Below are 18785 nucleotides of genomic sequence, written 5' to 3' on the forward strand. Positions count from 1 at the left end.
CATCCAGAGCATCGACAACTCGCCGCGCTTCAAGAAGGTGCTGACCTCGATGAAAAACAAAACGAAGCAGGAGCAGGTGCGGGCCATGCGCGATTTCTGGAGCACGGAACTGGGCGTGCCGGACGTGACCGCGCTACCGCATTACGATCCGTTCGGGCAGTTCCAGCAGGCGACGCACGGCAAGCTCGAAGGCGCGGGACGCCGAGTCCAGATGCGTTTCGACCTGACCGACAACGACCTGGAGCGGCAGATGAGCGGCTACTCACTTCGCCACACGCTGACCCACAACAACGACATGGCGAAATTCGTGGAAACGGCCCTGGAGAACAACGGTGCGATGGTCTCCACGGTCGAGAAGATGCGGATCGGACTCACGCCGGGCGGCATGTCGCCGGTCGCCGACATGGAGTCCGGCGGCGGGACGTATTTTTTCACGCGCATCCGCACGACGCCGACGAAGGCGAATCCCGGCAGTGTCGGATTGTACTTCAAGAAGAACCTGCTGCGCCGGATGGACTCGATCACGTATGATAACGACAAATACGGACGTTGCACCGGCGACACGGTTCGGCGGCTCCGCAAGTCGCAGGTCGACCAATGGAAAAAGATTGTCCAGCGCGACGCGAGCGACGAGACGATTTTCAAATACTCCGTGACTCTGGTCGACAACCTGGACGCCATCGTCGCACCGACCCAGAAGGCGCGGATGGAAATTCTCATGTCTTTCAAGAAGCGCGGTATCTCGAATCTGCCGGACGGCCGGAAGATTGAGGACATCGTGTTTGCGAGTTACTGAAATGGGCAAGATCGACGTAAAAACGGAAGCGGCCAAACTGCAGGAGACGCTCGACGGGATCACCAGGAACGGCTTCTGGTTCGGGGTGTATTTCCCGGAAGGCGACAACCTGACGTTCCATCCCTATCGCTTGGAGGTGCTGGGCGCGCATCCCGATCTCGCGCCGGACGGTTCGGTGAAGGCATGGAATTACTCGGTCCTCATGATCGACCGTGGCTTCGTCGACTTCGGGGCGAGCATGCACGGCAACCACCTGCACTTCGTGACGAAGATCGAATGGCTTCGGGCGCCCGATGGCCGGATTTACGCGGGTCGCCTCTTTGACGACGACGGCAACAAGATCGTCATCAACGAACTCGACTGGAGCGAAGACCCGGAGCTTGCCGACGAATGGAAAGCTTACGTCGTGCGGCTCGACGCCATGCCCAAGCGCGTGGAGGAGTGCCGAAAGTGTGTGATCCGGGAATTCATGGAGATGGTGGAGGCGCGGTTCCGATGAAGCTGCGGTACATGATAGACTACGTTTATGATGAGAAGCGTTTTGAAAAGGGCCTTGATCCGTATGTGCCGTGCGGCTTGTGGGTCGTGACGCCGACAGGTTTCGACGCCGGATATCTTCCCGGCTTTGAGGAACGCGAGGACGAGGTCAACTGGCTCGTCAACGGCTGGGTCGAGCAGGACATCAAGCCGTGTTTGAATCCCGGCTTCCTGGAATACTGGCGCGAGAGCCGGTCGCCCTATCGCGGCGCGTTCGGCGAGACCGTCGAGACCGAGGAGTACGAAAGCTCCGGCAAGTGCATTGAGGCTGTTCGGGAACGACTTCGTGGAGAACAGCGAAAGTAGGTTGCGACCGCCGTTGGGGGTGGAAGTAACGCGGGGTGAAAACTTCCATTTTTTGAACTTGCCATATCCGAAACGGAACCATATTCTGCTCGCATGAAGAAGCTGATGGCCTATCTGGAAAAGCTCATTGCCGAGGGATTTTTCGGCACGGTGACGCTCAGTTTCCAGAGTGGCAAGCTCTGCAACGTGAAGGTCGAACGGAGTCTGAAGCCGATCGACCTTTGACAACGAGATAGACACACGGGGTTGTCGAAAACATCGAGCCCCGGTGAAGCCTGAAGGCAAAACCTTCGTTTAGACCGGTGTGGTTGTCGGAAAAACCGAGCCCGCCGGTGACAGAAGGTGAGTTCTTCGGCTTCGCCGGGGCTTTTTGTTTTATGGAGCGAGCGTGGCGCTGCAAACGGACATGAATCGGCTGACCTTCCTGCTCGAAGCGGAAGCGGAGCTTGCGCTCTTCGGCGACGAGGCGCTATCGGCTCAGGCCGCCGACGAGCAGCGCCGCTACGTCACGAACTACATCGGCAGCAAGCAGAAGCTGATCGATTTCATCTGGGAAAACACGCCGGACGACGCCCGCGCCGTGGCCGACCTCTTTTCCGGCTCGTCGGTCGTCGGCTTCATGTTCAAGCAGAAGGGCCTCGCGGTCACTGCGAACGACAAGCTGCGGTATTGCTACCACATCGCCCGCGCGATCATCGAGAACCCCGGCCAGACGATCACCGACGACGAGATCGCGGCGCTGCTGGCCGACAACTCGCAGGCGGGCGACTTCGTCCGCAAGCACTTCGCGGGCATCTATTTCTCCGACGGCGTCCACGGGATCATCGATTCCATCCGCGCCAACATCGACAAGCTCGCCACGGACGGCTTCAAGAGGGACATCGCGCTCTTCGCACTGGGCAAATCGTGCATCACCGGCAAGGGCGGCTTCGGGCATTTCGGGACCACCATCCCGCACGGCGACCGCCAGGACAGCCCCGAGCGGTTCAAGCAGCGCTTCACCGACAACGTCCATACGATCAACTCGCTCGCCTTTGACAACGGCCAACCATGCAGGGCGGCGTGCGCCGACATCATGGACGTCGGCCCGCAGGTGAAGGCCGATCTCGCGTACTTCGACCCGCCGTATGCGACGCACTTCTCGCAGACGAACTACGAGCGGTCCTACCACTTCGTGGAAGGGCTGATGACGTATTGGGACGGCAAGGAGATCAAGGAGGGTACCAAAACCAAGATTTACCGGATCGAGAAATCCGGGATGACGAAGACCAACGCGGCCAACTTCTTCAGGGATTTCCTCGGGGCCTGCACGCACATCCGGAACTGGATCATCAGTTACCGCGACCAGGCTTATCCGACCGAGAACGAGGTCAAGCGGATCATCGCCGATTTGGGCCGCGATGTTTCCCTTAAGAGCAAGGACCACCACTACCAGATCAGCGCCAAGCATGGCGACGCCAGCAACGCGAAGGAGCACCTGTTTCTTTGCTCGGCGAAAGAAGCAGCGCAGGAATTGGACGAGGCCGCCGATTTCCACGAACTGGGAATGTTTGCGCTGGGCGACTGCGATCTCGATCTGCTGTCGGCGTTCGCGGCCGACGACAAGGTCCGCGTTTCGCCGTACATGGGCAGCAAGTATTTCGCGCTGGAATGGATTTGGAAGAACAGCCCGCAGGATGCGAAGTCCATGCTGGACGCGTTTTCCGGCGGCGGGAACGTCGCGTACTTCTTCAAGCACAAAGGGCTGACGGTCTACGCGAGCGACCTGATGCGCTACCCGTGGCACATCGCCAGGGCCGTTGTGGAGAATAAGACCGAGACGGTTTCCGATGCTGAGATCGAGGCGCTGCTCGCGGATAACCCCGACGCCGGGAAGTTCTGCGAGAAGACGTTCACCGACTACTACTTCACGCCGGAAATCCTCCATTTCCTCGACAACACCTGGGCCAACGCCCAGAAGCTCCCCGGCTACAAGAAAGACATCGCGCTTTTTGCGATGGGCTACGCCTGCATGACGAAGGCGCGGTTCGGCGAATTCGGCCGCAGCAAGAAGGGCATGACCGGACGCCCCGAAGACGAGAGCAAGCGCGACACGAGCCTGGGCGAGATCCCGATTGAGGATTTCCGGGATCTGTTCGTGAAGAACGTCCGCAAGATCAACAATCTCGTGTTCGATTCGGGGACGCTGTGCAAGGCGTTCTGCGGCGAGATTCGCGAGATCCTGCCCAAGCTCGACGTGGACCTGGTTTACGCCGATCCGCCGTACATCACCGAGTTCGGGGCCAACGATTACGAAGGCAAGATGCACTTCGTCGAGGGCCTCATGACCATGTGGGCGGGGAAGCAGATCCGCGACAACGCCCGCCGCGATTACGAGTCCGGCACCAAATACAACAAGGAGACCATCGCGGCGCTGATCGGCGACGTCGTCGATAAATCCCGCGCGAAGTCAATCTTGATGTCTTACCGGGACAAGGCTTTCCCCCGCGAGCCGGAAGTCGTCGAGATGCTCAAAAAGCGCTTCGGCCAGGTTGCGGTGAAGCGCATGGATGTCCGGTACAACATCGCCCGCTATGGCGCGCCGGGCGGCGGTGCCGACGCGCAGGAACTGCTCTTCGTGGCCAGCGGCCCGCTCGCGGCGCAGGCCAATACCCACGCCAACTTCCACACCCGGATCACCGGGCAGGTCATCACCAAGTCGCTCATCGCGCAGGCGCAGACCGACGAGGGCGACAAGCGGTTCTCGTTCATCCTGACGCACGTAGGCGCCAATAAGAACGGCGATTTCTTCACCGAAGAGGAATGCCGCCGAGCCTACCAGACGGTCGTCGGCACGAAGATCGACGTCGCCCACAGCCAGGATTTCCGCGACATCGTCGGCGGCGTCGTGTCCTCGGAATACGTCGAGGACGGCGAGCAGAGCCGCATCGAGTGTGTGGGAGAGATTTACACCGGTGTGACCGAAGCGGCGCGCCAGGCTTACGCGCTCGTCCGCAAGGGGATCATCAAGCAGGTCTCGATGGAGTGCGATTACGCCGAGGGCGAGTGCTCGATCTGCGGAAAAAAGGTCAAGAGCAAGGCGGAATACTGCGTCCACCTCAAGAACTACAAGGGCGGCGCGTATCAGAACAAGCCGTGCTTCGAGATTTTGCACGGCGTCGTGTTCACCGGAGTGGGTCTGCTCGACAAGAAGGGCGCGGACGAAAACGCGCGGATCAAGAAGGTTGCCAGCAAAACGGAGGTACATCGAATGGCCGACAAGACCAAGCAGAGCAAGGGCCAGGACGAGTTCCTGGACCAGGAAGATCCCGGCACAGACGTCCCGGCCGAGGAGCCGTCGACCGACGGTCCGGACGCGGAACTGAAAAAGCTGCGCCTGGAGAACAAGAAACTCAAGAAACAACTCGAGGAGGCGCAAACGCGCATCTCGGAACTGGAGACCGAGCAGGCGGCGGCCGCGCGGCGGGCCAAGGCCGAAACGGTGCTCAAGAAGTGGGAAGGCAAAGGCCGCAGCTTCGAGAACGACGAGGCGCGCACGGCGGAACTGAAACGCCTGGCGGGGCTGACCGAGGAGGCGATCCTGGCGACCGAGCAAGTCATCGACTCGCTCACCACGCCCAAGAAAGAGGACCCCGCCAAGCCGCCGCTGCCCGGAGATCTGACGAAGAAAGCCGAGGCGTCGCTGCGGCCCCGGATGAAGGCCGACGCGGGGGTCGATCCGCTCGTCGTGGACGACAAGAAGCCCGCGAACCTCGAGGAGAAACTGCGAACCGGATTCATGGCGGCTTACAAGGCCAACGTGAGCCAGGAGGTAGCGTGACATGGGCCACTATCTGGATGTGAAGCACGACACCGGGATCGCCTACGGCGACGGGTTCGCCCAGGGCGACGCGGTGTGCGGATCGGTGATGAAGCTGGTGGGCGGCGATCTCTTCGCCGTGGCGGATGACGCGACAGAACCCGCGTTCGGCATTCTGTTCCGTGATGTGAAGTCGGGCGAGATGCCGACCATCTACACCGGCGGCGGCGTGTACGAGACCGACAACTTCACCGGCACGATCCAGGCGGGCGACCGGCTGAAGGTCCACGCCACGAACCACAACCTCACGAACGGCGCACAAGCCGGGGATGTCATCGTGGCGCAGGCCATCTCGATGTCCGGCGGCGTGCTCAAGTTCAAGCTGCTGGTCTAAGGAGGGGCACATGGAAACGACCGCAATCGACGTTCATTCCCAGGAATACATGGAGGCGATGGCCGCGCTTTTGAGCGAGGCGGTGTCGTCCGAGGAAGGCCTGAAAGCGCTCGCAACCGCTATCGCCGCACCCATCGACATGGAGATCAAGCGCAAGGAGATCACTTCGCTCCTGCTCACGAAGCAGAACCTGCCGAAGGGCGAACCGGCCAAATACCAGAAGAAGCCGAAGGTGAAGGCGTACTGGATTTCCCGGAACGGCGAGGCGCAGGAGTCGGTGCTGGGCGAGGACGAGGTCGAATTCCCGATCAACCGGATTCACTCGACCCCGATGGTGGATATCTCGGTTCTCAAGCACGGCAACATCGGCACGCTCACCGACATCCAGAAGGCAGCGGCCAATGAAATCCGCAAGGAGATCGACAAGCGGACCATCACCATCATCAGCGCGGCGGTGCCCCCGGAGAACACCGTCACGGTGACGAGCGGCGGGAAGCTGACCGAAGAGGCGCTCAATGAAGCGCTCTCGATCCTCGAGGACCTGGAGCTTGCGCCGGGCACGATCATCATGCGCGGCAGGCGGTTCAACGACCTGCGTTCGTGGCAGGGGATCGACCCGCAGACCAAGCTCGAACTGCGTCAGAAGGGCATCTACAAGGTGTTCGGCGGCGCCAACATCCTCACCACGGCGGCCGCGAACCCAAACGAGATCATCATCGTCCCCGACGAGGAGATCGGAAAGTGGGCGATCCGCCAGGCGCTCTCGACCGAAAGCGTCTACAAGGCGCTCAAATTCAAGACGGGCTGGCTGGTGTGGATGGAGTGCGCCCAGGGCATCACCCGTCCGGAAATTCTGGCGAAGGTCGTTATCAACCCGTAGGCAGGAGGCGGCCATGCCGGACATTCGCAATCTGACGAAAACGTATTTGTCGCTGCCGCACGAGGACGGCGCGGTGTTGATCCATCCCGGCGGCAAGATTCACGTGACCCGCGTGACGGGCACGGTGCTCAAGGCCGTGGCGAACGGCCTCGTCGAGGTGCTCGGGGCGGTACGGGCGAAGCTCGCCTTCCCCATCAACGACCTGCTCCCGCACGAGGCGGTCGCGGCGGTGGACTCCCTGCAGGATGTCGATCTGCTGCGGTCCCTGCTCGAAGAGGCCAAGAACAAAAAGGTGCTGGAAGCGATCAAGCGGCGGCTGAAGGTGCTGGAGGGCGGCGATGACGCAAGTCAGTGACATCCTCGCCCTGCTCCGCACCGACCTCGGCGACGCGGCGGGTGAACTGCTCGGGGACAACGACGTCCTGCGGGCGCTGACGCGGGCGATCCTGGCGGTGAACCGGGACATCGGTCGCATGTATCAGATCGCCGGGGATGACATCGCGCCGGATTTGACCGGCGACGACGCGGATCTGATGGTGCTGCGCGCCCACGCCTTCTGCTGCTCGATGCTGCGGTCGGCGGCGAGCGCGAACTTCTCGTTCGGATCGGGCGACAAACGCGTGGACAAGACCATGCAGGCGCAGGCGTGGGGTGATTTGGAAAAGGATCTGTTGACCCGTTACCGTGAGGCGGTTTCGCGGATCAACCCGGCGCTGGCGGATGGACTGCTCGACGTGGGCAACATCCGTCCGCAGATCTTCGAAGTGGGGAAACGATGCCACTGATCACTGACCGCGAGAAGCGCGTGATCGAACGCGAGACGACCGGCCTGGTCAAAGCCGAGGGCACGACCTGCCGGATCACGCGGTCGCAAGTCGCCGGTGCGGGAGAGTTTTACGGCCCGCGCGAGGGCGCGGAAACTGTGATCGCCGGGGCGCTGCCGGTCGAATTCCATTACGGGCGACCGGACAACCTGGAACAGGAAGGCGCGGACGCGACGAGCGATGTGGAGTTCGGCGCGGACGTGAAAGAGGGAGATTTTCTGGAATTCGAAGGCGTGCGCTACCGGGTGACCGACGTGGAGCCGCACACGCTGTACGGGGCGCGGGCCTACAAAACGCTCGTCCTCGAGCGCGAATACAAGGAATGAATCCATGCTGATCAAGCTGCGAAATATTTCGACGACCACCATCGATGTGCCCGGTCAAGGGATGGTGCTGCGCCCCGGCGCGGCGATGTGGGCCGATAATCTTACCGCCGATCTGCAGGCGGCCATCGAGGGCGGATACCTGGAAGTGATCGACCAGGTCGGCGGGCCGGGGTCCGAACTGCCGGACGGCGCGGTGACCGCCGCGAAGCTGGCCGCCGGTCTTCTGGACAAATTTGCCGTCGTCTCGTGGGGAACCGTTTCCACTGTGAACCCCACGACGCGCTCGGTGCCGCTGCAAATACGCAACCTGCTCGGCCAGAACATCGGCGCGGCGCACGTCGTGCGTGTGACCTGCGACGAACGCGCGGCTCTGTCCGTCGGTCAGGCGGGCACGGCGCTGTCCGGCGACGGCACGGACGATCTCATTGCCCGCACCGACGCCACGGGCCGCCTCGATCTGACCATCGTGTGTGAAGAGTCCATCACCGTTTCACTCGCCGCCGGGTCGACGCAATCGAGTCCGATGCTCGATGCCCGCACCGGTTGCGATGTCTCGTATCAACCGTAACGACCAAGGAGAAAGACCATGCCCATTCAGGATGCCGTGAAACCCGTTCAGAAAGTGACCACCTCGGAGTTGGCGAAGGACTTCGCCGATCACCTGGCCGTCGTGACCTGGGATACGCCGGGCGCGGAAGCCGACAACAAGATCGCCGTGACGCTCAAGCTCCAGAACGCGCTCGGCGACGACCTGGCGGCCAAGGAGCGCATCCGTCTGACCTGCACCGAGGGCGCGACGATGGACATCGTCTCGGCGGGCGACGGGACCGTGCTGTCCGGCGCGGACTCGGACGACATCATCATCGAGACCGACGAGGCTACGGGTGAGTTCGACCTGGAAGTGACTTTTGCCGACGCGGGCACGGTCACCGTGGTCGGCGGCGTGACGCAGGGCTCCGGTTTCGTGAACTGCGGCGAGAGCGTCGATCTGACCTTCGCGGGCGTGTAATCGCCAAAGGGAACCATGAAGAAAGACGGCGTGATTCAGATTGACCTTCCGGCGGTGGAGTCGCTCGGCGCGGCGCTGGGCGACTTTTCCGTCGCATTAGAGAAGGAACTGAAAACGGCCATGACCGACACGGTCACGACCATCGAGAAGTACGCCAAGCACCGGTGCCCGGTGGACACCGGAAATCTGCGCGCTTCGATCACGCCGGAAATCGACGGTTTCAAGGAAGGCTCGGTCGGCACGAACAGCGAGTACGCCATGCCGGTCGAATATGGATCGCGGCCGCACGACATCAAGCCGCGCGAGAAAGAGGCTCTCGCCTTCAAAGTCGGCGGGAGCAAGGGCCGGTACGTGACGACGAAGAGCGGCAAGCGGCGCTACCAGAAGGGCAAGCCCGGCGAGCCGGTGGTAGTGGGCCGAGTGAAGCATCCGGGTACGAAGGCGCAGCCCTTTCTGGAACCGGCGTTTCTCGTCGGAGGCAAGGTCGCGCAAAAGAACGTGGACGCGGCGGTCGCGGCGGCGCTCGCCAAGGCCAAGTCGCAGATGAAGGAAACGACATGAAACTGCGCCGGGCCATCGCCGCATACCTGCACGAACGTATCGCCGAATTGAACGTTCTTGCCGGGCGCCCCGATGGCAAGGACGTCCGCTATCCGCTGGCGACCTTCACGGTGCTGGATCGCAGCACGCAGGTCCTGGGGTGCGGCGCGAGCGATTACCGGCGCAAAGACGGCGACGGCATGGTGGTAAAAAAGGGCCGCGTGCTGCCGCAGGAAACCTCACTGAGGATTGATCTGTGGGTGCCGGGCGTCGCCGACAAGAGCGCGGAAGAACGGGTGGAGGAATTGGCGGCCTCGGTGGAGGCAGCTTTTGAGGCATGGCGCTTCGATCCGAACCCGCCGCGCATCGTCGATCCGGTATCGCACGACGATTTGCGCGTGACGGCGATCCGGCACCTGACCACGGTCGATCTGCCTACGGACAAAACCGGCGAGCCGTTTCTGGCAAGAAAAAGCCTGACCTATGCGGTGACGCATCGCCGTTACCGCGAACGCGACGTGACGAGCCGGATCGAGCGCGTCCATCTCGCGTATGGAGCATGAACATGGCCAAGAAAAAGGACGTTCCCGAAAAGCCGCTTCCAGTCCTACCGGACCTGTCGAAGCTGACGATTTCCATCACCGGCAAGGCCGAGACAGCGGTGCCGGTGGATACGCTCGCGGCCGATCTAGGCATCTCGCCGCCGGTCCTGGCGGGGTTGAAGACGGCCTTCGGTTGGACGCCAAGCACGCGGATTACGCGAAGCGAGTTCGCCGGGAAGGTGAAGTCCTGGCTCGGCGCGTCCGCGGGCGGGAGGTAAGACATGACGACCACGAGGATCATCCCCGACGCCTATACCGAATACGAGGATGGGCATATCGGTGCGGTCGCGCCGTCGCTTGCCAACGTCGAGGCCAAGATCGGCGCGGCGATGGGGGGCCTGGCCAACCGGCTGTATGTGTTCTCCGGGCCGGACGCCAAGGCGCAGGCGAAGCAGGTGTTTCGCGGCGGCCCGCTGCTCAAGTCGATTGAAGAGGCGTTCGACGCGGGCAGTTCGACGATCTACGTCTGGCGCGTCGGGCAGACCAGCAAGGCGTCGCTTAATTTGAATCGCAAAAGCGGCGGCACAGGCATTCGACTGGTCGCGCTCGAAGCGGGCGACTACTGGAACCGCGTGAACGCCACGGTCGGCCAGGAGATCGCGGAACTTATTGCGAATACCTGGTATCTGAACGCGGCCGCGAACACGCTCGTGTTGCTCGACGAGGACGGCCAGCAGGAGCGCAGCGTCGACCTCTCGGCGCATTTCACGGCGGCGCGGGGTTGCGCGATTCAGTTCGGCGACGATCCGGAAAACGATCATTTCCTGTCGGTCTGGGTCGGCGGCACCGACGCGGACGGCCACGAGATTCTGCGCCACTTCGACGCGGACGGCACGCTCATTCCCGAACACAACATGGACCTTTCGACCGTCATCACGGTCGAGCAGATCACGGCGATTCCCTTCGTGATGATCAACGAAGAGCACGGTTCGATGATCATGGTCTCGACGCCGACGAAGCTCTACGTCTTCGAACAGATCACGGCGCAGCCGACCGAAGCGGCCCAGACCATCGATTACGCAACGCTCGGCATGACGAACCCCGCCGTGTCCGGCGGCTCCATCAGCTTCCTCGTGCAGGGTGGTCAGCCGACGCAGCCTGACGGCCTGTTTCTTCTCGATCCCGGCGCGCGGAAGATTTACAAGATCGGCCCCTTCGGTCCCGGCGGCGATCCGTCCTCGATCATGCGCACCATCGATATCGCGGGCATCACCAACTCGAATCAGGCGACCGGCCTGACGCTCAACATTTTGACCGGCGACTTCCAAATGTGCCTGCGCGACGCGGACGACGCGTGGCGGATCATCCGCTTCCCATCGCTGCCGAACACGCCGAACGACGGCAGCGTCACGCAGACTTTCAACCTGGCCCATCCGATTCAGGACGTCAGCTTCACCATCGAGGAGATGATCTTCGACACGGTGGTGACGCTCTGGGACGGCAACGAGGACGACCCGCAGCAATACGTGTTTCGAGCGCGGACCAACCAGGCGCTCGCCGGTCTTATCACCGGCGGCCAGAGTCTGGTCGAGGCGCAGTTCGTGGCCGAAGGCGAACTCGACAACTTCGATGACCCGCAGACGCTCGGCGGCGGTTCGGATGGCCTCAATCCGACGAACGGCGATTACCTCCATGCGTTGGAACTTACCGAGGCGCGGACGGAAATCTCGTGGGTCCACTGCGTCGGCGCGACCGGCGCGGACATCTGGAATTCGATTCTCGTCCATTGCGACCGGATGCTGGACGTCTTTTTGTCCGAGCGATTCGCGGTCCTGGAATGCCCGGCGTTCTCGTCCAATAACGAGATTGGCTCCACGGGATACGTGGGTGATCTCCAAGCCTACGTCGATTCCATCGTGTCGCGCATGGCGACTGTGGCCAACAAAAACGGCGTCGTCTTCGCGGGCGGATCGGAATTCATGGGCAGCGACGGCGTGCGCTACACGGCGGGATCGCTCACCTCGGCCTGCGCGGGCGTGATGGCCTCGCTCGAAGTGCAGCAGTCGCTGATCAACAAGCAAGTGCCGAACATCCTGCGGCTCGTCCCGGAATTCTCGCCCGGCCACATCCAGCAGCTGATCCAGGCCCGCGTGAACTGCGTGCGGCTCAAACCGGGGCGCGGTTACATCATCGCCCATTCGCTCACGGCGGCCCCGCCCGCATCGGACTACTCAAGGGTCAACGACCTGCGCGCGGTCTACTACGGCGGCAAGGCGGCCCGCGAGGCGGCTCAGCCCCTGGTCGGCGAAGAGAACGACGAGGAAGGAAACGGCCTGCGGCTGCTCGAATCCTTCATGTCGCGGCCGCTGGACGTCATGGAGGACCACGGCCAGATCGACGACTACGAGATCGAGGCGGTTTCTTCCGAGAACGACCGGCTCCTCGGCGACGTGTACGTGAGCCTGGGCATCCAGCCGCTGCGGGCGATGGAAAAGATTTACACGAAGGTCTTCCTGAAGTGACGGAGGAATAGGCGATGGCCAACGAGGAATACATCAGCGGTTACGCGGGGGAGGAAATCTCACTGCTCGTCGAGGGCATCAAGATCATGGCCCTGCAGAATTGCTCGTACAAGGAGTCCCAGGACAAGGAGCCGATCTACGGCGCGGGGTTCGTGAAGGCCCATGCAATGGGGCGCGGCAAGCGGAAGTTTGAACTGGACTTCGAGGTCAAGGAATTGAACCAGTCCGTCGTCGAGGAGCCGACGAACGCGCCGCGCTCGAAGACCACGCAACTCAAGGTGGTCAAGATCAACGGGACCGAATACGCATCGCTCCTCGATATCAAGAACGCCACGGTCCTGATCGTTTACCCGGCGAAAAACGGCATCCAGAAGATCAAGAAGTTCACCGGCTTCGAGTTCACCGACGTCGAAGAGGGCTTCGCCTTCGACGACTCGGCGGTGGGCAAGAAGTGTAGCGGCCTCGCCATTTGGGGCGAAGGCATGGTGTAGGAGGAAAAATGGACGACAGACTGCAGGCGGCCATCGCCATTGTGCGCGCGGAATATCCCGAGGCGCGCTTGTTCCACATCGGCATTCCCGGCGACGAGGAAATCTACCTCGCCCGCAAGTGCGCATGGAACGAGTACAAGCGGCTCATTGGCGCGGTGAAGGATGAGGTCACCGCGAACGAAATTCTCGTCCAGAAGTTCCTGGTCCATCCCAAGCTCACCTACGAGCAGATCGATTTGCAGATGGACCCCGGCAAGGTCGTGATCCTGGCCCAGCAGATTCAGAAGGGCCTCGGATTCGTGACTGACGGGGTGACCTTAAAAAACGTCTGAACCGGGCGCGGCGGGAGGTCGATGCCTCCTGGTACCGGCAGGCCCGCGCCCATATCTGCGACCGGTTCGGATGGCGATTTTCCGATGTGGACGCGCTTTTGCCCGAGGACGTGATCGAGGCGCTGGCCAGTGTCCAGTACCTCGCGGACCTCGAGGAGAAGGCCGCCCGGAAGAACCGACCTAAAACGTCCAACAAACGGAGGTAACGCATGGGCATCGTCACGGACACCATGAACCTGGTGAAAGACCTCAAGCAGTCGCTCGCCGACGGCAAGGTCGACAAGAGCGAGGCCGCGAAGATCGCGGCGGATGTGGCCGAGGTGCTGAAGGAACTGGCCACGCTGATCCCGCTCATTCTCAAGTACGCGCCGAAGGTCTGACCCCATGCCCGCCGGTCAAGGAATTCTTCACCAGATCAAAGTCCGACTCGTCGGCTCGGACGAGCTTTCGTCCGTCCTGAAAAAGGCGACCGGATCGGTGGAGAACTTCAAGAAGGCGGGCGAGCAGATGAAGTCGGCGGGCGCGAAGATGCTCGGCGTGGGCGTGGCCTTGGGGTCGGCGCTCGCGGGAGCGGTCGCGCCCGCCATGCGTCTCGAAGAGTCGCTGGCGAATCTGTCTTCTGTTTCCACCCTCCCGATGGACGGCTCGTTCAAGGACATGAAGACCGGAATGCTGGCGGCCAAGCAAGTCGCGCAGGAGTGGTCCTCGAAGCACGTCCAGTCGGCCAAGGAAGTCAGCGACGCGATGTACGACCTGGCCTCGGCGGGCCTGGACGTGAACCAGGTCAACGAGGTCGCCAACCAGACGATGGCGCTCTCCACCGCGACGCGGGCCGAGGCCGCCGAGTCGTCGGCGATGATGGCCAAGGCGCTCAAGACCTTCGGCGAAGCGCAGTTGGCGAATCTGCCGATCGGCGAACGGGCGAATGCCATCATGGACAGCTTCGCCGCCGTCGTGAAGGGCGCAAAGATCACGCTGCCGGAACTGGGCGCGGCGCTCAAATCCGTCATGGGCACGGCGGCCAACGCGGGCCTCACTATCCAGGAGACCTCAGCGGCGGTGGGCCTGCTCTCGACGCGCGGCCTTCCGGCGGAAATGGCGGGCACGGCATTGTCGGCGGTGCTGCGCCAGCTTCCGAAAGCCGCCGAGAAGATGGGCCTCGCGGTATCGGACGCGAGCGGACGGCTCCTGCCTCTGGGCGACATCGTCTCGCAACTGACGAAGCGGTACGCGGCGAACGGAATCTCGGTCAAGGAGATGGCCGAAATCTCGGAAGTGTTCGGGGACGAGGCGGGCCGGGCTGTGCAGCTGATGATTGGCCAGGAGGGAGCGCTCAAGGATCTGACTGCTGCCGCGAAAACGTCCGGCACGGCGATGGGGATGGTCGCGTTGCAAGAAGATTCGCTCGGCGCGCAGGCCAAAATCGCGTGGAACAACATCAAGGGCGCGGCGGGGATTCTCGGCGACGCCATGCTGCCGAATCTGCGCTCGGCCGCAGAGTGGCTTGGCCGGGCGGCGCAAGGCTTCAAGGCGTTCGCCAAGGAGCATCCGACGCTCGTAAAGGTCGTCGGCACGCTGGCGCTGGCCTCCACGGCCATCCTCGTGCTCGGCGGCGGCGCGCTGTATCTCGCGGGCAGTTTCGCTGGGACGATCAGTTCGGTTTTGTCGCTATCCGCCGCGGTCGCCAAAGCTGGCGGCCTCATGACCGTATTGAAAACGGGCATCATGGCCGTAGGCCGCGCGTTGTTGTCGCTCTTTCTGAATCCGGTGGGGCTCGTGATCCTGGGCGTCGTCGCCCTCGGCGTGGGCATCTATCTCCTCTACAAGCGCAGTGAAACTTTCCGGAACATGGTCGCCCGTGTGGGCGCGGCGCTTAAAACCACATTCATGCCGGCGCTGATCTCGGTCGCCTACGGCGTCGGGTATCTTGTCGGGACGCTGACCAGCGCCTGGCAGATGGTCAGTGCCTACACCGCCGAGGTCTGGCCGCTCGTCAGCACGTACCTCGTCGGCTTCGGCAAGATCGTCTACGCCTATCTCGTTCCGGCCATCGCCTTCCTTAAAGGATATCTCGTATTCGCCTGGGGCGTGATCAAGACCGTCACCGTGGCCTCGTGGGAGTTCGTGAAACTCACCATCGCCACGGTCTTCAACATGATCAAGAACATCGTGTTCATCGGGTGGTCCATCGTCAGCGGGATTTTCAAGGCGGGCATGCAGATCCTCACCGGTGACTGGGCGGGCGCGTGGGAAACCATCAAGCAGATGTTCGTGAACGTCTGGGAGGGGATCAAAGGCTACTTCGGCGCGGTCTTCGGATGGTTTTCCGGCCTGGGCACGATCTTCTACGACGCGGGCGTCGGCCTCATGACCGCCTTCAGGGACGGCATTATGGCGACCTGGGAGTCGCTGAAAGGCGGCGTCACCAAAGTGCTGGGATGGATTCGGGACCTGCTGCCCGGCTCGGATGCCCGGCGCGGCCCGCTCTCCGATCTGACCGCTTCCGGCAAGGCGTTCTTCCCGACCTTTACCAAGGGTCTCGTCCAGGAATCGGATGCCCCGATGCGTGGCGTGGAGACCGCGCTGAAAGATGTGACGTTGGCGCCGGGCGCTATCGAGATGCCCACGCCACGGCAGAGGTCTGAATCCGCACCCGCCAGTTCCGGCAACTCCCTGGTAGTCGAACGCGGGGCCATCGTCATCAACGTGAATAGCGGGGCCGAAGCGGTCGACGATCTGGAGACGCGGCTAGAGGAATTGTTCGCCCGGCTCAACCGGCGATGGGGGGCGGCCTATGCCGGATGATTACACCAACGACGGGCCGACCTACGTGAAGCTGGGGGACGTGAAATCGGACGGCACGCCGGATATCGCCAATGTCCTGTTCGAGTTTCCGGTGCCGCACGGCCAGATGCGCGTGCGCCAGGAAGTGCGTATCGACGAGGTCGAGGCGCCAGGTCGTTCGGGAAAAATCAAGCAGGCCGTCGGCTACCAGGACAGCGAGATCAGCATTGGATTGCGTTTGTTCTCCGACGATGACGGCGATACCGCGCTGGAGAAATACGCCGTCCTCCAGGACGCCTTCCGCAAGCGCGACAACGCGGATTCTCTGCCCCGCGTGTTCTCGATCCAAAGCCCGCTCACCGACGCCTGTCGCATCCAGACCGTGCTCTTCAAGGGCCTGGAGATTTCCGACGCTGAAGGAACGGACCAACTCGATGTCACGGTTTCGCTGACTGAGTTCGAACCCATCGAAGCGGCCGTCGATGATCGCGGCGGTAGTGGCGGCAGCGGATCGGGCGGCGGGTCCGGTGGTGGTGGTGGAAGCGGCGACTCCGGAAGTGGAGGCGGATCGGGAAGCGGCTCCGGTTCCGGCGGCGGCAACCCCGATGCGAGCGGCGCGGACGACGCCGCGGGGCACAGTTCGGAAGATTCCGCGCTGCGCGATGCCTTCAACCAGGGCAAGCGCGACGCGATGGGCGGCGGCGGGCCCGGCAGACCGGGGGCGCAGTGATGCAGCCGCAGTCCATCAACTACCTCGGCCCGAAAACGGAAGTCGCTCTCGGCGATCTGACCCTCACGGCCATCGCAGGCATGAGCGTCTGGTCCTCCCGCGAGCCGACCGCCGACACCTGCGAGATCGTGCTACCCGATCTGCCGGGCGCCCTGGCGAAAAAGATCGCAAAGGACGCGCCGCTCGTCGTGCGCCACGGCTACAAAGGCTACGACCTGGAGACGATCTTCACCGGCACCGTGGTCGACGTATTGCCCAAAAAGCGGCTCACCGTCTTCGGCGCGGATGCGATGCGCCTGCTCTTCGAAACGAAATTGACGATCACGTTCCAGGATGAAACGCCCACCTCGGTCATCAGGAAGATGGTGGGTGACCTGGGCATCGATGTTTCTCTGGTCACCGAGATCGAGGACGTGCTCGACCGGCTTCCCCTTTACCGCAACACAGTCTGGCAGGCGGTCAAGATGATCAACGACCGCACCGGACTGCCCCACGATTTCTTCGTGGACGAGACCGGCGCGTTCCGCTGGGAGCCGCGCGACCTGGAGCAGGAGCCGTCGTTCGAGTTCGTTTACGGGCGGAACATCCTCGATTGCGATCTGAAGGTTTCCGGCACCTCCACGCTGTTCACCGTTGGTATGCCGGTGCGTCATTCCACGGTCGTCACGGTGACCGACCGCCTGGGCGAGATCGCCGATTTCTACGTCATGGCTGTGCGGCATTTTCTCGCGCCGAAGGGCGGGAGCCGGACCTTCCTCAAGATGGAGCGCGTGGATGAGTCTTGAGCAGGAACTCAAAAGCCTCGTCGAAAAGCTCGCTCCGGACCTGCGTTCGCACATGCGCCTGTCGCTTTCGGGCGTGGTGACGAAAGTCTACGAGGACGACTACCGCGTCGACGTGGAGATTCCCGGCGATAACGACGAGGTTCTTTCGCTGCCCTTCATCCCCGTGAAGTCGCCGATGGCGATGGATGGTTGGGGCATTTTCGCGCTCCCGGAAGTGGACAGCGAGGTCTCGGTTGCGTTCTGGGGCGGCGATCCGACCAACCCGTATGTGGACGGGTCGGTCTTGATCCAAAGCCGAACGCCAGTCGGGGCCAAGGTCGGGATGATTGTCATCACCGACCGCGTCGGCCAGTGCATCAAGCTCAAGCCGCAGACCGGCGAGATCATCGTCAACGGCTACAACCTGAAAACCGCTGTCACCGGCTCAGAAGCAAAATCGGTTGACGGTTCGGTCGCCGAGACCATCGGCGAGAACCGGAACGTCATCGTCGGACGCAAAGCGACAACGACCGTCAAAGGCAAGTCGGTGCGCGTCCTGGAAAAAGGCGAGACGGCGGTCCACGGCGTGCTCGACGACGCGGCCACGTTCGACGATCCGGAGGACGAGAACTACCTGAAATTGAAGTCGGCCGCGACGCTCGCCCAGGTCATGGGCAACCACGTCCAGCGGGTTGAGGGCGGGCAGACGGTCGATATCGACGGCCTGCAGAGCGTCACGGTCGGTTCGGATCGCAAGACCAAGGTGCTCGGCGCGGACTTCGAAGCCGTGGCCAAATCCAAGCAGGTCCTGGTCGGCGGCAACCTGGACATCATGGTCGCCAACGCGATGGGCGTACCCATGCCCGCCGCGATCCAGATCGGCAGCCCGCCGCCCATGATCAACTGCTGGGGCGGAATATTCATCCCCGGCGCATCCGCGCCGATGGTCAACGGGACGCTGCTGGCCACGGCGTTCACCACTTACACGACGGCCATCACCACGGCACTGGCCACGCTCGCGGGGGCGTTCTCCGGACCCAATCCCGTCATCGGTTCGCAGATCGCCGGGGCGCTCGGCACGTTTGCAACCGCCGTCGGCCTGGCGGTGGGCGCGCTGTTGTCGGCTATCACCGCGTCGCTGTCGCTGCGGCAGTTCTTCGCGGTGCCGTAAGGGAAGGATTGGGGCTTGAGGAAATGAGGCTTGAGGGA

22 protein-coding genes are annotated in these 18785 nt (G+C 62.6%); all 22 read left to right on the forward strand.

Going from position 1 to position 18785, the window contains the following annotated elements; all coding sequences use genetic code 11:
• Nucleotides 1-796: phage head morphogenesis protein (locus K8I61_11500; GenBank protein ID MBZ0272653.1), on the forward strand; the 796-nt coding region annotated here is incomplete at its 5' end.
• 1 nt (nucleotide 797) lies between these two features.
• Nucleotides 798-1295, forward strand: a complete 498-nt coding sequence (locus K8I61_11505; protein MBZ0272654.1) for a hypothetical protein — start codon at nucleotides 798-800, stop codon at nucleotides 1293-1295.
• Nucleotides 1292-1639: a hypothetical protein gene (locus tag K8I61_11510; protein MBZ0272655.1), complete on the forward strand. Its 348-nt coding sequence runs from the start codon at nucleotides 1292-1294 to the stop codon at nucleotides 1637-1639. Before K8I61_11505 ends, K8I61_11510 begins: the two co-directional genes overlap by 4 nt.
• 388 nt (nucleotides 1640-2027) lie before the next feature.
• A complete protein-coding gene (locus K8I61_11515; protein ID MBZ0272656.1) occupies nucleotides 2028-5459 on the forward strand; it encodes a DNA adenine methylase in 3432 nt (1143 codons plus the stop codon).
• 1 nt (nucleotide 5460) lies between these two features.
• On the forward strand, nucleotides 5461-5832 hold the full coding sequence (locus K8I61_11520) for a DUF2190 family protein (protein MBZ0272657.1): 372 nt from the start codon (nucleotides 5461-5463) through the stop codon (nucleotides 5830-5832).
• A gap of 10 nt (nucleotides 5833-5842) precedes the next feature.
• Nucleotides 5843-6712 carry a hypothetical protein gene (locus tag K8I61_11525; protein MBZ0272658.1) on the forward strand — a complete coding sequence of 290 codons (870 nt, stop codon included), beginning with the start codon at nucleotides 5843-5845 and terminating at the stop codon, nucleotides 6710-6712.
• A gap of 13 nt (nucleotides 6713-6725) precedes the next feature.
• Nucleotides 6726-7067 (forward strand): hypothetical protein, encoded by a 342-nt coding sequence (locus tag K8I61_11530; protein ID MBZ0272659.1) that lies wholly within the window; start codon nucleotides 6726-6728, stop codon nucleotides 7065-7067.
• On the forward strand, nucleotides 7051-7497 hold the full coding sequence (locus K8I61_11535; protein ID MBZ0272660.1) for a hypothetical protein: 447 nt from the start codon (nucleotides 7051-7053) through the stop codon (nucleotides 7495-7497). Before K8I61_11530 ends, K8I61_11535 begins: the two co-directional genes overlap by 17 nt.
• The gene (locus tag K8I61_11540; GenBank protein ID MBZ0272661.1) at nucleotides 7488-7862 is read left to right on the forward strand and encodes a hypothetical protein; all 375 of its coding nucleotides are present in this window, start codon (nucleotides 7488-7490) and stop codon (nucleotides 7860-7862) included. Before K8I61_11535 ends, K8I61_11540 begins: the two co-directional genes overlap by 10 nt.
• A gap of 4 nt (nucleotides 7863-7866) precedes the next feature.
• Nucleotides 7867-8430, forward strand: a complete 564-nt coding sequence (locus K8I61_11545) for a hypothetical protein (protein MBZ0272662.1) — start codon at nucleotides 7867-7869, stop codon at nucleotides 8428-8430.
• Between the two features lie 18 nt (nucleotides 8431-8448).
• The gene (locus tag K8I61_11550; GenBank protein MBZ0272663.1) at nucleotides 8449-8871 is read left to right on the forward strand and encodes a hypothetical protein; all 423 of its coding nucleotides are present in this window, start codon (nucleotides 8449-8451) and stop codon (nucleotides 8869-8871) included.
• 30 nt (nucleotides 8872-8901) lie between these two features.
• Nucleotides 8902-9432 carry an HK97 gp10 family phage protein gene (locus tag K8I61_11555; GenBank protein ID MBZ0272664.1) on the forward strand — a complete coding sequence of 177 codons (531 nt, stop codon included), beginning with the start codon at nucleotides 8902-8904 and terminating at the stop codon, nucleotides 9430-9432.
• Nucleotides 9429-9974, forward strand: a complete 546-nt coding sequence (locus K8I61_11560; GenBank protein MBZ0272665.1) for a hypothetical protein — start codon at nucleotides 9429-9431, stop codon at nucleotides 9972-9974. The genes K8I61_11555 and K8I61_11560 overlap by 4 nt, the downstream gene beginning before the upstream one ends.
• A gap of 2 nt (nucleotides 9975-9976) precedes the next feature.
• The gene (locus tag K8I61_11565; protein MBZ0272666.1) at nucleotides 9977-10231 is read left to right on the forward strand and encodes a hypothetical protein; all 255 of its coding nucleotides are present in this window, start codon (nucleotides 9977-9979) and stop codon (nucleotides 10229-10231) included.
• Nucleotides 10232-10234: 3 nt separating this feature from the next.
• Nucleotides 10235-12475 carry a DUF2586 family protein gene (locus K8I61_11570; protein MBZ0272667.1) on the forward strand — a complete coding sequence of 747 codons (2241 nt, stop codon included), beginning with the start codon at nucleotides 10235-10237 and terminating at the stop codon, nucleotides 12473-12475.
• Between the two features lie 14 nt (nucleotides 12476-12489).
• Nucleotides 12490-12966, forward strand: coding sequence for a hypothetical protein (locus K8I61_11575; GenBank protein MBZ0272668.1), 477 nt, complete (start codon nucleotides 12490-12492; stop codon nucleotides 12964-12966).
• 8 nt (nucleotides 12967-12974) lie between these two features.
• On the forward strand, nucleotides 12975-13298 hold the full coding sequence (locus K8I61_11580) for a hypothetical protein (protein ID MBZ0272669.1): 324 nt from the start codon (nucleotides 12975-12977) through the stop codon (nucleotides 13296-13298).
• Nucleotides 13299-13507: 209 nt separating this feature from the next.
• Nucleotides 13508-13678, forward strand: coding sequence for a hypothetical protein (locus K8I61_11585; GenBank protein ID MBZ0272670.1), 171 nt, complete (start codon nucleotides 13508-13510; stop codon nucleotides 13676-13678).
• 4 nt (nucleotides 13679-13682) lie between these two features.
• Nucleotides 13683-16103 (forward strand): phage tail tape measure protein, encoded by a 2421-nt coding sequence (locus K8I61_11590; protein MBZ0272671.1) that lies wholly within the window; start codon nucleotides 13683-13685, stop codon nucleotides 16101-16103.
• Entirely contained in the window at nucleotides 16093-16812 is a 720-nt protein-coding gene (locus tag K8I61_11595) for a hypothetical protein (protein ID MBZ0272672.1), read from the forward strand. Before K8I61_11590 ends, K8I61_11595 begins: the two co-directional genes overlap by 11 nt.
• Nucleotides 16812-17597 carry a hypothetical protein gene (locus K8I61_11600; GenBank protein MBZ0272673.1) on the forward strand — a complete coding sequence of 262 codons (786 nt, stop codon included), beginning with the start codon at nucleotides 16812-16814 and terminating at the stop codon, nucleotides 17595-17597. The genes K8I61_11595 and K8I61_11600 overlap by 1 nt, the downstream gene beginning before the upstream one ends.
• Nucleotides 17587-18747 (forward strand): phage baseplate assembly protein V, encoded by a 1161-nt coding sequence (locus tag K8I61_11605; protein ID MBZ0272674.1) that lies wholly within the window; start codon nucleotides 17587-17589, stop codon nucleotides 18745-18747. Before K8I61_11600 ends, K8I61_11605 begins: the two co-directional genes overlap by 11 nt.
• Nucleotides 18748-18785 lie beyond the last annotated feature (38 nt).

This window comes from bacterium, assembly GCA_019912885.1.
Classification (GTDB): domain Bacteria; phylum Lernaellota; class Lernaellaia; order JACKCT01; family JACKCT01; genus JAIOHV01.